The organism is Mycobacterium sp., assembly GCF_032159775.1.
GTDB lineage: Bacteria > Actinomycetota > Actinomycetes > Mycobacteriales > Mycobacteriaceae > Mycobacterium.
This window is the reverse complement of the sequence record NZ_JAVHWK010000089.1, coordinates 1-13,399: the sequence shown is the minus strand read 5'-3', so window position 1 is coordinate 13,399 and position 13,399 is coordinate 1. Positions and strand designations below refer to the sequence as shown.

The 13,399-nt window shown below is 66.1% G+C and carries 14 protein-coding genes; 9 read left to right on the top strand and 5 right to left on the bottom strand.

Annotation, left to right across the window (positions count from 1 at the left end; all coding sequences use genetic code 11):
- The 4 genes from QOJ24_RS09655 to QOJ24_RS09640 form a co-directional block, all read right to left on the bottom strand.
- The coding region (locus tag QOJ24_RS09655; RefSeq protein WP_526260767.1) for an aromatic ring-hydroxylating oxygenase subunit alpha at positions 1 to 523 on the bottom strand (523 nt) is incomplete at its 3' end.
- The gene (locus QOJ24_RS09650) at positions 520 to 978 is read right to left on the bottom strand and encodes a Zn-ribbon domain-containing OB-fold protein (protein ID WP_526260766.1); all 459 of its coding nucleotides are present in this window, start codon (positions 976 to 978) and stop codon (positions 520 to 522) included. The genes QOJ24_RS09650 and QOJ24_RS09655, both read right to left, overlap by 4 nt.
- The gene (locus tag QOJ24_RS09645; protein WP_526260769.1) at positions 975 to 2,093 is read right to left on the bottom strand and encodes a thiolase family protein; all 1,119 of its coding nucleotides are present in this window, start codon (positions 2,091 to 2,093) and stop codon (positions 975 to 977) included. The genes QOJ24_RS09650 and QOJ24_RS09645 overlap by 4 nt, the downstream gene beginning before the upstream one ends.
- Before the next feature lie 32 nt (positions 2,094 to 2,125).
- Positions 2,126 to 2,371, bottom strand: a complete 246-nt coding sequence (locus QOJ24_RS09640) for a hypothetical protein (protein ID WP_526260765.1) — start codon at positions 2,369 to 2,371, stop codon at positions 2,126 to 2,128.
- Between the two features lie 197 nt (positions 2,372 to 2,568).
- Between QOJ24_RS09640 and QOJ24_RS09635 the strand changes: the two genes are divergently transcribed.
- From QOJ24_RS09635 to QOJ24_RS09600, 8 genes are all read left to right on the top strand, one after another.
- Positions 2,569 to 3,525 carry an alpha/beta fold hydrolase gene (locus tag QOJ24_RS09635; RefSeq protein ID WP_526260764.1) on the top strand — a complete coding sequence of 319 codons (957 nt, stop codon included), beginning with the start codon at positions 2,569 to 2,571 and terminating at the stop codon, positions 3,523 to 3,525.
- Positions 3,522 to 4,343: a 2-oxo-hept-4-ene-1,7-dioate hydratase gene (hpaH, locus tag QOJ24_RS09630; protein ID WP_526260763.1), complete on the top strand. Its 822-nt coding sequence runs from the start codon at positions 3,522 to 3,524 to the stop codon at positions 4,341 to 4,343. Before QOJ24_RS09635 ends, hpaH begins: the two co-directional genes overlap by 4 nt.
- The gene (locus tag QOJ24_RS09625; RefSeq protein ID WP_526260762.1) at positions 4,340 to 5,107 is read left to right on the top strand and encodes an aldolase/citrate lyase family protein; all 768 of its coding nucleotides are present in this window, start codon (positions 4,340 to 4,342) and stop codon (positions 5,105 to 5,107) included. Before hpaH ends, QOJ24_RS09625 begins: the two co-directional genes overlap by 4 nt.
- A gap of 168 nt (positions 5,108 to 5,275) precedes the next feature.
- Positions 5,276 to 6,448, top strand: coding sequence for an acyl-CoA dehydrogenase family protein (locus QOJ24_RS09620; RefSeq protein ID WP_526260761.1), 1,173 nt, complete (start codon positions 5,276 to 5,278; stop codon positions 6,446 to 6,448).
- A 22-nt stretch (positions 6,449 to 6,470) separates the two neighbouring features.
- On the top strand, positions 6,471 to 7,493 hold the full coding sequence (locus QOJ24_RS09615; protein ID WP_526260760.1) for an acyl-CoA dehydrogenase family protein: 1,023 nt from the start codon (positions 6,471 to 6,473) through the stop codon (positions 7,491 to 7,493).
- Complete coding sequence (locus QOJ24_RS09610; protein WP_526260759.1) at positions 7,490 to 8,641, top strand: thiolase family protein; 1,152 nt, start codon at positions 7,490 to 7,492, stop codon at positions 8,639 to 8,641. Before QOJ24_RS09615 ends, QOJ24_RS09610 begins: the two co-directional genes overlap by 4 nt.
- Complete coding sequence (locus QOJ24_RS09605) at positions 8,642 to 10,198, top strand: class I adenylate-forming enzyme family protein (RefSeq protein WP_526260758.1); 1,557 nt, start codon at positions 8,642 to 8,644, stop codon at positions 10,196 to 10,198.
- Positions 10,191 to 11,006, top strand: a complete 816-nt coding sequence (locus tag QOJ24_RS09600; protein WP_526260757.1) for a mycofactocin-coupled SDR family oxidoreductase — start codon at positions 10,191 to 10,193, stop codon at positions 11,004 to 11,006. Before QOJ24_RS09605 ends, QOJ24_RS09600 begins: the two co-directional genes overlap by 8 nt.
- A gap of 5 nt (positions 11,007 to 11,011) precedes the next feature.
- Here QOJ24_RS09600 and QOJ24_RS09595 read toward each other — a convergent pair whose 3' ends face one another.
- The gene (locus tag QOJ24_RS09595; RefSeq protein ID WP_526260768.1) at positions 11,012 to 11,608 is read right to left on the bottom strand and encodes a hotdog domain-containing protein; all 597 of its coding nucleotides are present in this window, start codon (positions 11,606 to 11,608) and stop codon (positions 11,012 to 11,014) included.
- 167 nt (positions 11,609 to 11,775) lie between these two features.
- Here QOJ24_RS09595 and QOJ24_RS09590 point away from each other — a divergent pair.
- The coding region (locus QOJ24_RS09590) for a CaiB/BaiF CoA transferase family protein (RefSeq protein ID WP_526260756.1) at positions 11,776 to 13,399 on the top strand (1,624 nt) is incomplete at its 3' end.

Genomic DNA, 13,399 nt, shown 5'->3' with positions numbered 1-13,399 from the left:
CCTTGCCGAGATGCTCCCGCAACGAGACGCCGTCGGCCGCCAACGAGGCGAAGACGAAGCCGCCGTAGCTGTCCACCCGGGGGGCCTGTGCCAGACCAAGCGCGGAGCGCACCTGGTTGAAAGCCTCGCCGTAGCCCTCCCGCATCGGGATGCCTTGCAGCGCACCGGTGTTGTTGAAGGTCCAGCCGTGGTAGGGGCAGCGGAACGAGTTGGCGTTGCCCTTCTCGGCGTTGCACAGCTTGTTGGCACGGTGTGTGCACCGGTTGAGCACCACCCGGACGGCGCCGTCCTTGCCGCGTACCACGACGACCGGGTCGAAGCCGATCATCCGGGTGAGATAGTCGCCCCGTTCGCTGACTTCACTTTCGTGCGCCACGAAAACCCAGCCGGTTTTGAAGATGCTGTCCATCTCGCGACGGAAGATCTCGGGCGAGGTGTACACCGACCCGTGCACTCGGTCAGTTTTGATCACCTTGCTGACGTCGAATTCGTCTAGGGTCGGGGCGGATTCCAGTGTCGTCACTCGTCCTCCATGGTGTCGATGGCTGGTATGGCAGCCTCGCCGAGCCGGCGAAAGCCGATGCGGACGACGCTGTCGATTCTCGGTGTCGTATCTGTCGGACGGGCCGTGGTCATCACAAGGCGGTGTCCGCTCGCGAGCTCGACGTCGACGATGGGGTAGGGGTTCGACGTACGCACCAACCCCGGCTCGCGGCGGTGCATCAACGTGGCGGTATGGACGGTGCCGACCAGGTCTACTGTGCACCAGCCAGTTTCCGCCGACCCGCAGTGGTCGCACACTTCCTGTTCGAGTTCCAACGGCTGATCGCATACTTCGCAGAAGGGCAGGGCGAGCTCGCCGCGGTTCGCCGCCTCGTAGAGCGGTGTCAGCCGGTCGCCGGCGGTCATGGGTGCCAGCGAAGGGTCGAGCAACCAGTCCTGCAATGCATGCTCGGCGGGCTTCACGAGGCTGCTCACGCCGCCCGCTCCAGCACCAGCGCTGCGTGATGGTCGACTCGGCCCCCGATGCCCCCGACAAGCGCGACGGTAGCGGCGGGCACCTGACGTTCACCGCCCGAGCCGCGCAGCTGCACCACGGCTTCAACCAAGGGCGTCATGCCCTGCAGGTAGAAGCCGGACAGCTGCCCGCCACCCGTGTTCGTGGGAAGCGTGCCGCCCGGGCCGGTGTGACCGTCGTGGACGAAGGCACCGACGGGCACCGCGCCGGTGAGCCGGTACTCGTCGAGCAGCATCAGCGTCACGATCGAGAACGGGTCGTACAGTTCTGCGACGTCGAGGTCCGAACGCTTCATACCGGCCTGCTCGAGCGCGTCGTCCACAGCCCGGGCACCGCCCCCGAACCACGACTCGGCGCCCGCGCGCCGACGCCGCACCGGATGGTATCGACCGGTGCCGCGCACCCGAATACGTTGCGTACCAACCGATTCATCACCAGTCAGCAAGACCGCGACCGCGCCGTTCACCGGGCGAGCACAGTCCAGTAACCGCAACGGCTCCGCGATCATCGGGCTCGCGGCATAGCCGGCATCGTCCAGCGGTTCCCGGTTGACCGCATCGGGATTGGCCTGCGCCCACGTGCGTGCCGTGGTGGCAACCGAGCGCAGCGCGTCGGGGGCGGTGCCCGTGACGTGCAGCCACCGTTGAGTCATCAGTGCGTACGTCGGCACCGAACCGAGCAACCCCGAGGCTCGTTCCAGTCCACGCACGCCTGCATTGCCGCCGCTCTGCGCGTACGTTGACCCCGCTCCTCGCCCCGCCACCAGTGGTGCATCGGCGAAGACACACAGCACGGTGGACGCCTCGCCCGTGGTGATCGCATGGCGGGCACGCTGGATCATCGCGATGGTCGTGGCGCCCTTGATCTCGACGTGCTCGAGCAGGCGCAGATCCGAGAACCCGCCCTGGGCGGCGAAACCGACGCCCAACCGGTCCGGTCGGACGCCCTGCGATGAACCGACGAGCAGCCCGTCGACGGCGCTGCGCTCGATCCCGGCGTCGGCCAGCGCGGCGGTGCTCGCCTGGGCGGCCAGTTCGAGCGGGGTGGCCCCGGGCCGCAGGGACATCTCGGTCATGCCCATTCCCACCAGGTCGACGGCCGGGGTGCTCACGGCTCCTGCTTCGGTCGACGTTCCCCGCGGTAGTTACCCACGCGCAGCCACTCCTCGCGATCCTCGGGGGTGGCCAACGTGAAGCTGGCCAACTCCAGTGGACACAGGAACACCTGCTCGCCGTCCTCGAGATCCTCGACGAGCAAGCGCGGACCGTTGCCGTTTACGTCGAGCGACACCCGCACGGCTGCGAACTCGTTCACCAGCTCGGCGAGCACGCGACGACCCGACGGAGTGTTCACCTGCCCAGTTTTACCGCATATGACTGTCAGAATCAATGGACGCCTGCAAAGCTCCCGCCGCCGATTCAAGCCATCTGCAGGCTGGCGTAACTGTTTCTTTACATGGGAACATAAGGTTTATGCGACCATGATGGACGGCGCAGATCGACGGTGACATAAGTTGACAACGCTGTCAGAAACGTAGATGAGAAGGCGACATGACCCAATCGAAGGCACCGGAAACCGACGCCGACGGCATCACCCGCTTGGACACCGAGAACTACCGCAGTATCTGGATGTATCTCAAGGAGTTGGAATTCCGGCAGGGCTTCGTCGACATCCCGGTCAACGGTGCCGTCGTTCGAACGCGATATGCCGAGGCCGGCGCGGGATCTGATGTCGCCGCCGGGACGGCTCCGCCGAACAAGCCGCACGCGATCCTGCTCCACGGCACCGGCGGGCACTGGGAGACGTTCGCGCCCAACCTGGCCGCGCTCTCCGAACACTTTCACTGCGTGGCCATCGACATGGTCGGCAACGGGTTCTCCGACAAGCCGGACTACGACTACGAGATCGCGGTCTACGTCGAACACGTACTGGGCGTCATGGACCGCTTCGGCATTGCGTCGGCCAACTTCGTGGCCATGTCGCTCGGCGCGTTCGTCGCGTCTGCGATGGCGGTGGGTCATCCCGACCGGGTGGACAAGGTGATCCTGATGTCGCCGGCCGGACGGGAGGCGTCGGCATCGAACATGGCGCGCATCCGGGCGGAGCGGACAAAGGCGGTGAACGACCCGACCTGGGAATCGCTGCATGCCGTGTTCGCCCATCTAATTGCCGACGAGAGCAACCGGCTGCCCGATCTGATCGGCCTGCGCCAGGCGGTCTACCGCCGTGACGACACCCGCAACACCATCGACCGGCTGTTGATCCTGCAGGACGAGAAGGTGCGGCACCGCAACCTGATCCCCGACGACAAGTGGCGTGGAATCACCGCGCCCGTGATGATCGTCGCCTCCGGCAAGGATCACGGCGTCTATCAGGACACCGCACGCACGATCGCCGACCTGATCCCGAACTCCGAGGTGTTCGAGATGCCGTCGGTGCGGCACTGGCCGCACTTCGAAGACCCCGACTCGTTCAACGCAGCTGCCGTCGAGTTCCTCACCCGATGAGCAGGCCGGTCGACGACGAACTCGCAGACATTGCGCGCCGGCTGTACGAGGCCGAGCAGAACCGCGCGCCCATCCGGCAGCTGTCGCTCGACTTCCCCGATATGACGATCGAGGACGCCTACGCCGTACAGCGCGCGCTCGTCGCGCTGAAGGTCGCCGACGGCCGGGAAGTCAAAGGCCGCAAAATCGGGCTGACGTCGAAGGTGATGCAGCGTGCGGTGTCGATCGATGAGCCCGACTACGGCGCGCTGTTCGACGACATGTTCGTCGAGGACGGGGGCCGTGTCGCGCTCGGTCGGTTCATCCGCCCGCGCGTCGAGGTCGAGCTTGCGTTCGTGCTGGGCAAGGAGCTGGCCGGCCCCGGTGTCACGCTCTTCGATGTATTGCGGGCAACCGAGTTCGTCACTCCCGCACTCGAGATTTTGGACGCCAGGGTGCAGATGTCGGATCCCGAGACCGGGCATCTGCGCACCATCGTCGACACCATCGCCGACAACGCGGCTGACGCAGGTCTGGTCCTCGGCGGCCGAGTGGTGCGGCCGCTGGACGTGGATCTGCGCTGGGTGGCGGCCTTGCTCCTGCGCAACGGGGTGATCGAGGAGTCCGGAGTGGCGGCGGCTGTGCTCAACCACCCCGGGAACGGCGTCGCCTGGTTGGCCAATCGGCTGTCGCCACACGGCGTTTCACTGCAGCCCGGCGAGGTGATCTTGTCCGGCTCGTTCACCAAACCGGTGTTCGCCGAGCCGGGGGACACCTTCGTCGCCGATTACGGACCGCTGGGCACAGTGTCGGTCTCCTTCGATGGCGAGGACTCATGACGAACCGGTGGCGGGACCGCATCGCAGCGGGTGAGCCGCGGATCGGAATGTGGCTGGCCTCGGGCAGTGGTTACGTCACGGAGATCTGCGCGGGATCCGGAATCGACTGGGTCCTCCTGGATCAGGAGCACGCTCCCAACGACCTGCGCGCCACGCTCGAGCAGCTGCAGGTACTTGCTGCCTACCCCGATGTCGACGTGCTGGTGCGACCGCCGTTCGCCGACCCCGTCGTCATCAAACGACTGCTCGACGTCGGCGTGCAGAACCTCATCGTCCCGATGATCGAGGGCCCGGGGGAGGCCGCAGCTGCGGTGGCCGCAACCCGGTACCCGCCGGCGGGGATCCGCGGCGTCGGCAGCGCGCTGGCCAGGGCCTCCCGGTGGAACCGCATCTCCGACTACCTGGGCACCGCGGACGCGTCGGTGTCTCTGACCGTTCAGGTGGAGTCGCTGTCCGGACTCGAACACTTGGGTGACATCGCGGACGTCGACGGGGTGGACGCGGTGTTCATCGGACCGGCCGACTTGGCGGCCTCGATGGGCAAGCTGGGTCAGCCGGAGCATCCAGACGTCGTGAGCGCCATCCAAGCTGCGCTGGCGACCATCGTGAAGCACGGGAAAAGCGCCGGGGTAAACGCATTCAACAAGACCATCGCTCGGCGCTACCTCGCCGTAGGTGCGACGTTCGTTCTCGTCGGCGCCGATGTGGCGCTACTCGCCCGCGGCGCCGAAAAACTGGTCCACGATTTCAGGGCGGAGCGTTGACAAAACAATCGAGCGCCGAAGTGGCGGGAAAACGAGTGGTCGCGGCGTTTCTGACGCATAAGTCACCAGATTTGGAGTCTTGGGCCGCTGTTCTAGCGGCATTTGGTCGTAAGGCCGAGAAACACACGTCTTTATTTCTGACTGTTATGTCACCTATACTCGGCCATCATGGACCTCGACTTCACGCCTGACCAGCTCGAGTTCCGTGATCAGGTCCGGACCTGGCTCGACGAGAACAAGCCGACCGAACCGCGCCCCCGCGACGATGCGGGCATGCGCGACTACGACCTGGCTTGGCAGCACACTCAGTGGGAGGGCGGCTGGGCGGGCATCGCGTGGCCAGAGGAGTACGGCGGCCAGGGCCTGACCCTGATGCAGCAGCTGATCTGGTACGAGGAGTACGCGGCACGGGGGTTCCCCGGCATTGATGCATGCTTCGTCGGAAACTCGCATGCCGGACCGACGTTGATCACCAGGGCCACCGAGGATCAAAAATCTATTCATCTGCCGAAAATTCTTCGCGGAGAGGTGATCTGGTGCCAGGGGTTCTCCGAGCCCGACGCCGGGTCAGATCTCGCGGCCCTACGCACCAAGGCGGTCGTCGACGGCGAGCACCTGGTGGTGACGGGCCAGAAGCTCTGGACAAGCTTCGCCACCGTCGCCGATTACCAGGAACTGCTGGTACGCACCGACAACACTGGGAGCAAGCACAAGGGCATCACGTGGGTGATCTGCGACATGAGCACACCTGGCATCGACGTCCGCCCCATCGAGACCATCGAGGGCGGTTCGGAGTTCTGCGAGGTGTTCTACGACGACGTCCGTGTCCCGTTGGCGAACGTGGTCGGGAACGTCGGGGAAGGCTGGTCGGTCGCGATGGCCACCCTGTCGTTCGAACGCGGAACCGCGTTCACCGCCAACCAGGTGCGACTGGCCAAGATCATCGAGGATCTCATCGACTACGCCCGCGACCACGTCGGTCCGGACGGGCGCAGACCGGCCATCGCCGACGACGAGGTCGCACGCCGACTCGCGAGAGCCCGCGCCTCGGTTGCGTCCCTGCGAGCACTCACCTACACCAATATTTGCGAGGCCATGAAGACGGAAACACCCGGCCCGCGCGGCTCGATCGTCAAGCTGATGTACGCCGAATTGGCCAAGGAGATCGGCGAGCTGGCGATGGATGTCCTCGGTCCCGCGTCGATCCGACACTCGTCGCGCTGGGACGACGACGGCTGGGCCGGTTACTACTACTACAGCTTCTCGCAGGCCATCGGTGGGGGAACATCGGAGATTCAGCGCAACATCGTCGGCGAGCGCGTGCTGGGACTACCTCGATGAGCCGCCAAGTCAGGAGTTGGTCGTGAACCTGCTGCCCGGAACTGAACAACTCGAGATCATCTCGGCAGCAAGTGATTTCCTTGCCGAACGACTGCCCGTCGATCGGATCCGCGCTGAACGCGGCGCAGAGATCTCGGTGCCGGAACAGCTCTGGCGTGAAGGCGCCGAGATGGGTCTGCTCACACTCGGCCTCGATGAGGAGTCCGGCGGATCGGGACGGCCCTTCGATGACGAGGTGCTGCTCTTCATCGAATTGGGCAAACGACTTGCCCCAGGCCCATTTCTGGCCTGCACCCTGGCCGCTCGGGTGGCAGCAGGCTGTGGCGACGTGGCGCTGGCGGAACAGATCGGCTCCGGGCGTGCCTTGGTCGCGCTTGCGGTGTTGCGTGGTGACGGCGAGGTCCGGCCCGTCAAAGGCACCTTCGACCTGTTCGAACCGGCGGGCGCTTCGCATGCGCTTGTCGTCGCCCGTGATGGGGCCGCTCTCGTTGACATCAACACACTGGGCACGTTGACCAGCGTGGGCTCAGCCGACCCGGCTACTCGAATCGCTTCCGTCACAGTCGAGTCGGCCGAGCCTCTTCATTGGCTTCCCGCGAAGGACGAGTGGATCTGGGCACGCGCCATGGTGCTCTCGGCGGCTTATCTCACCGGACTGGCCGCGGCTGCGGCGGCGGCGGCGACCGAACACGCCAAGACGCGTGAGCAATTCGGTAAACCGATCGGCGTGCATCAAGCCATCAAGCATGCGTGCGTCGACATGGAGATCGCGGCCGAAGCCGCCCAGGCCCAGACGTTGTTCGCCGCGATTGCGCTGGCGGGCGGACGCGCCGATGCGCTGTTGCAAGTGCTTTCGGCGGCGACGGTGGCCGGGTCGGCGGCCGTCGACAACGCCGCGGCCGGCATCCACGTGTTCGGTGGGATGGGCTACACGTTCGAGAACGACATGCATCTCTATCTCAAGCGCGCCCACGTGTTTCGCCACCTCTTCGGCGAACCGACCGAGGTGCTGGCTGAGTTGCTTGCCCAGGACCGCGCCCAGTGACCGGCGCCGTTGCGATCGCTGGCGTCGCGCTTTCCGACGTCGGCCGTGTCGACGACAAGGGGCCCTACGAGTTGATCGCCCAGGCCAGTCGCCGGGCACTCGCCGACGCCGGCCTGACCCCCGCCGACATCGACGGGTTGGCGTCCACAGGACAGGGCACGCTGCCACCGGTGGACGTGGGTGAGTACCTCGGCGTGCGGCCCCGCTGGATCGACTCCACGGCGGTTGGCGGCGCGTCGTGGGAGGTGATGGCGGCGCACGCGGCAGACGCGATCATCGCGGGGCATGCCGACGTGGTGCTGCTGACTTACGGTTCGACGTCGCGCTCGGATCTGCGAAAGGGCCTGCGGGGAGCGAACATCAACTGGGGTGCACGGGGTCCTCTGCAGTGGGAGGCACCCTACGGCCACACGCTGATTTCGAAGTACGCGATGGCGGCGCGACGGCACATGTTCACCTATGGCACCACTATCGAGCAGTTGGCAGAGGTAGCCGTGTCCGCGAGATTCAACGCGGCCGACAACCCTCAGGCGTACTACCGCGACCCCATCGCCGTTGACGACGTGCTCGCCGGACCTATGATCGCGGATCCGTTCACCAAACTGCACTGCTGCATTCGCAGCGACGGCGGCGCGGCCGTCGTCATGGTCAGTGCCGCACGCGCCAAGGATCTGCGGAGCAAGCCGGTCTGGGTTCTCGGCTCGGGCGAGACCACCTCGCACATGCTCACGTCTCAATGGGACGATCTCACCGTCGGCCCCGCGTCGGTCAGCGGGCCGCTGGCCTTCGCCCGCGCCGGCGTCTCCCCGTCGGACGTCGACGTAGCCGAGATCTATGACGCCTTCACCTACATGCTGCTGCTCACCATCGAGGACCTCGGCTTCTGTCCGAAGGGCGAGGGCGGCGCGTTCGTCGAGAAAGGTTCGTTGCGCCTTGGAGGTAAGCTCCCGACGAACACCGACGGTGGTGGGCTCTCCGCATGTCACCCCGGCCAGCGCGGGTTATTCCTTCTGGTGGAGGCGGTGCTCCAGCTGCGGGGGGAATGCGGACCGCGGCAGGTGCCCGACGCCAGGATCGCGTGTGTCAGTGGCACCGGCGGCTGGTTCTGCTCCAGCGGCACAATGCTTCTCGGCTCCGAGAGGCCGTAGATGGCACTGGCACCCCTCAGTTGCGAGGTCTCCGATACCCGCGAGATGCTGGAGTCCGCGGCCGCCGTGCACGGCGACATGGAGGCATACGTCGAACCAGGCGCTCGGATGACGTTCGCCGAATGGGTTGACAGATCCCGCTGCGTGGCAGCGCAATTCGCGGACCTCGATGTCGGCAAGGGTGACGTCGTAGTGCTGTGGATCCCGTCGGGCATCGACTACGCGATCTGTTATGCCGCGGCGGCGATGATCGGCGCGATCACCGCCGGAATCAACCCTCGACTCGGGCGGCGTGAAGTCGAATCGATTCTGCAGCAGACCGATCCCGCGCTGATCGTCGTCGACGACGGGGCTGGCACATCGCCCGATACGGGTCATCGGCGGACGCTGGCAAGGGGGTCGCTGACCACCGACAGCTCGGGTTCGGCGCCCCCTCTGGTTCACCTGACCCGTCGGGACCTGGTCGCGCTGATCTTCACCAGCGGAACGACGGGTACACCGAAGGGCGCCGCGTTCGATGCAGACCGCCTCGCCGCGGGAGCCGCAGCAGCCGGGGTGATGAGCGCGCCGTACGACCGCCGTCTCACGTCGACTCCGTTCGCTCACGCCGGCTACATGTTCAAGTTGTGGGACCAGCTGGTCTGGGGCACAGCGCTGGTCGTGCCACCGGCGCCGTGGTCGGCCCGGGGCATGTTCGATGTCCTGCGCGACCAGCGGATCACCGTGGCGGGCGCGGTTCCGACCCAGTGGGCCCAGCTGCTCGACATACCGGATCTGAGCCGGCAGGCACTGCCGCACTTGCGGATTGGCGTTGCTGCCACCGCACCGGCGTCACCCGAACTAGTACGCAGGGTCGCGAGCCGGATAGGTGTGCCCTTGGTAGTGCGATACGCGATGACCGAGTGTCCGACCATCTGCGGCACCGACCCCACCGACCCCGCCGACGTCCAGTCCCGCACCGTCGGCAGGCCCGCCCCCGGCATGGAGGTCCGCGTCGGGAGTGACGGCGAAGTCGAGGTCAGTGGACCGTGTGTGATGCGCGGATACTGGCGTAACCCGGACCTGACCGCCGAGGTTCTGCGGGACGGTTGGCTGTGCACCGGCGACATCGGCGTGCTCCGCAAGGACGGCAACCTCACCCTCGTCGGACGCAGTGGCGACATGTACATCCGTGGCGGCTACAACGTTCACCCCGGCGAGGTCGAGCGAACGCTTACCGGACACCCGAACGTGAAACAAGCTGCCGTCATAGGCCGTACCGCCCCTGTGATCGGTGAACTCGGCGTCGCGTGCGTGGTGCCTGCGGACCCCGCCGCTCCACCGACACTGGCCGAGTTGCGCGCACACGTGACGAGCGAACTGGCCGACTACAAGGCCCCCGATGAGCTGCTGATCGTCGATGAGCTGCCCTTGACGCCAATGCTGAAGCCGGACCGGCTCGCCGTGCGCGAACTTATCACGAAGTACGACAACGAGATTCAACGTCGCAGGCAGAAACAGAGCGACCAGGGGATGTCCAACAACTGTCAACAGGATAGGAGTCACAACCATGGGTAGACACGACGGACGGGTTGCATTCATCACCGGCGCGGCGCGGGGTCAGGGCCGCGCGCATGCGGTCCGGCTCGCCTCAGAGGGTGCCGACATCGTCGCGGTGGACATCTGCCGCGACATCGATTCGATGGACTACCCCAACGCCACGCCCGACGAACTCGACGAAACCATCAAGCTCGTCGAGAACGAGGGCAGACGAATCATCGCTCACCAGGCCGACGTTCGCGACGGCGAAGCGCTCCAGCAGGTTGTCGACGAGGGCGTCCGCGAATTCGGGCGGCTCGATATCGTCATCGCCAACGCAGGCATCATTCGGCTCGGCAGCGACGTCAACCGGCGCCAGGTCTTCCGGGATATCGTCGACGTGAACCTCATCGGAGTCTGGAACACCGTGGAGGCGGCGCTGCCTGCACTCATCGACAGTGGCCGAGGCGGTTCGATCGTGCTGACGAGTTCCAGTGCGGGCCTCAAAGGCACCGGAACCGATCGCGCCGGCGGACAGGCGTACACCGCTGCCAAGCGCGGTCTGGTGGGCCTGATGCAGGTTTGGGCGAACGAGTTGGCGCAGCACTGGATTCGGGTGAACACCATTCACCCGACCGGTGTTGCGACCGGCATGGTGATGAACGAAACCATGGGCAAGCTCCTGGAGGCCAATGACACGGCAGTCGCGGCCATGCAGAACGCGCTGCCCATACAGGTCCTGATGCCCGAGGACATCGCCGGTGCGGTTGCGTGGCTGGTGTCCGACGAGGCGAAGTTCATCACCGGGGTGGCGTGGCCGCTGGACGCGGGATTCGCGGTGCGCTGAGCGGCTCAGGGTTGGTCAGGGCGGAGCTCGATGAACAGTCCCTCGGCCTCCGCGCACAGGGTGTCCCCATCGGTCAGCTCCGCGCGCAGAACGCGTTTACGACCCTGCTCGCTGACGAACCAGCCCCGTACCGCGAGTTCCTTGTCCACGGGAGTGATGGACCGGTAGTCGGTATGCAGATACGCGGTTCGCGCCGGTTTCCGCCCGCCACTACTCGACAGCCGACCCAGCACCTCGTCGAAGAGCAACGGGATGGCGCCGCCGTGTACGGCTCCGCCGCCGCCCAGGAAGTAGCGGCCGAAGGTGACCGTCCCGCGCACGGTCTCGTGGTCGCCGGCGATCGGGACGAAGTTCGGGGACATGGTCTGCCCGCGGCCGGGTAGGTCGAGTCGCCGGGCGAAGAGCCGCTTTCGCTCGGGTACCGCGTCCAAGGCGAGTCGTTCGGACCAGCTCCTCAGGTCCCGGGCGAGGGCAAGCGTGGTCGCCGCGTCCGGAGCCGCGGCGGCGACGTCGTCGAGGAAAGCCCTCAGCGCGAGGATCAGTTCGCCGTACTCCGGGCCGCCGCCTGGGCTGCGGACGGTCGGCTCCTGCCAGGACCTCATCTGCGGGAAGCCACCGCGGTCCAGGGGCTCGTCGGTCACGGTGTCACTTGCTTCGTCATGGCAAAATACTAATGCATTGACATTAATCTCACCCACTGCGATGCTGGCGTGGCGTGCGTCACAACACGTTGCGAGGAGATTTGTCCGCACACCGTAGGGGAGCGAATATGCCCGAAGTCGAAACGGCGTCGGACGGTCCACTAGCCGGCCTCGTGGTCATCGACGTTTCGACGACCCTGCCCGGCGCTCAGGCGACCCAGTTCCTCGCCGACTGCGGCGCCGAGGTCATCATGGTGGAGCCTCCCGACGGCAGCCCGTTGCGTGAACTAGCGAGCTGGCCTGCGCTCTTGCGCGGCAAGCGCAGCGTGACTTTGGACGTACACGACGACGCCGACCTGGATCGGTTGCGTGGGCTGCTGCAGCGCGCCGACGTCATGGTGAACACCATGCGGCCCGCCACCGCCGAGCGCCTGGGTCTGACTCACGATGCGCTGTCCAAGCGCTACCCGCGTCTCGTCGTGGCAACGATCACCGGCTGGGGCTCGACCGGTTCGTTCCGTGACTACAAGGGCTGGGAAGCGCTGGTAATGGCCAAGACCGGTGTCATGCACGAAAAGAGGAGCCTGACTCAAAGGCCGGGGCCTGCCTACATCACGTTCGCCTACGCGTCCTGGGGAGCGGCCCACGCCGCGGTGCAGGGCGTGCTCGCGGCGCTGCTCGAGCGGGAGACCAGCGGACTCGGCCAGGTCGTCGAGACCAACCTGGTGACTGGGATGGGTTCAATGGATCCGTACAACTGGTTCTACGAGATGGTGCTCGAACGGTATCCCGGCGCCTTCGAGCCGATGGATGCCGCCTACGACGATCTGGGCCGGCCGCAGGCATACTTGATCTACGCGTTGCTGGTGGCTGCGACGAAGGATGGCCGGTGGTTGCAGTTCGCCCAGGTGTCGCCGAAGTTGATCGGGGCCTGGCTGACCGAGCTGGATCTTCTTGGAGAACTTGCCAACCCGAAATGGCAGGGCTTCCCGATGCTGCCGACGGCCGAACTTCGCGCCGAGTGGTGGGACATGATGATCGAGCGGGTGGGGGCCCGCACTCTCGCCGAGTGGCAGCAGGCCATGGAGGAGAACCTCGATCTAAGCGGCGAGCTGTTCCGGACTCCGGAGGATTCGCTGAACCACCCTCAAACCGCTCACGAGGGACGGTCCGTCACTGTGATTGACCCCCAGCTCGGCCCGGTGCGCCAGCCGTCGACCCTCATTCACGTTGAGGGCAAGCCGCTGACGGCGCTGCGACCACCCCCGCGGCTCGGTGAGCACAACGATGCCCTGAGCGCCCCGGGTTCGCGTGACCCGGTGATCACTCCCGATGGCGTCGCGCCTGCCGACCCGCCGTTGAAGGACGTGACGGTGCTGGAGTTCGGCAGCATGTTCGCAGGCCCGTACGGCGCGACGCTCTTGGCCGACCTCGGGGCCCGCGTCATCAAGGTCGAGCCGCTCGAAGGGGACAACATCAGGAATCTGGTCGCGTTTCCGGAAGCCGGTGGCGCAAAGGTGCTGCAGGGCAAGGAGAGTGTCGCCATCGATTTCACCAAGCCCGAAGGACTCGACTTGGTCTACGAGCTGGCGAAGCGGTCCGACATCGTGCTCCAGTGCTTCCGCGGGAAGGCGGCCGAGCGGGCGAGGATCGACGAGGCGTCGCTGCGCGCGGTCAACCCCGACCTGGCCTTCGTGACGACCTCGGGTTACGGCCTCGACGGCCCATTCGCGCACCGCGCGGCCTACGCCC

Bases quoted from the DNA above. Each gene is read 5' to 3' on its own strand.
- hpaH (WP_526260763.1), top strand. From the start codon at position 3,522: ATGAGCAGGCCGGTCGACGACGAACTCGCAGACATTGCGCGCCGGCTG.
- QOJ24_RS09600 (WP_526260757.1), top strand. From the start codon at position 10,191: ATGGGTAGACACGACGGACGGGTTGCATTCATCACCGGCGCGGCGCGG.
- QOJ24_RS09620 (WP_526260761.1), top strand. From the start codon at position 5,276: ATGGACCTCGACTTCACGCCTGACCAGCTCGAGTTCCGTGATCAGGTC.
- QOJ24_RS09605 (WP_526260758.1), top strand. From the start codon at position 8,642: ATGGCACTGGCACCCCTCAGTTGCGAGGTCTCCGATACCCGCGAGATG.
- QOJ24_RS09595 (WP_526260768.1), bottom strand. From the start codon at position 11,608: ATGAGGTCCTGGCAGGAGCCGACCGTCCGCAGCCCAGGCGGCGGCCCG.
- QOJ24_RS09645 (WP_526260769.1), bottom strand. From the start codon at position 2,093: ATGACCGAGATGTCCCTGCGGCCCGGGGCCACCCCGCTCGAACTGGCC.
- QOJ24_RS09635 (WP_526260764.1), top strand. From the start codon at position 2,569: ATGACCCAATCGAAGGCACCGGAAACCGACGCCGACGGCATCACCCGC.
- QOJ24_RS09625 (WP_526260762.1), top strand. From the start codon at position 4,340: ATGACGAACCGGTGGCGGGACCGCATCGCAGCGGGTGAGCCGCGGATC.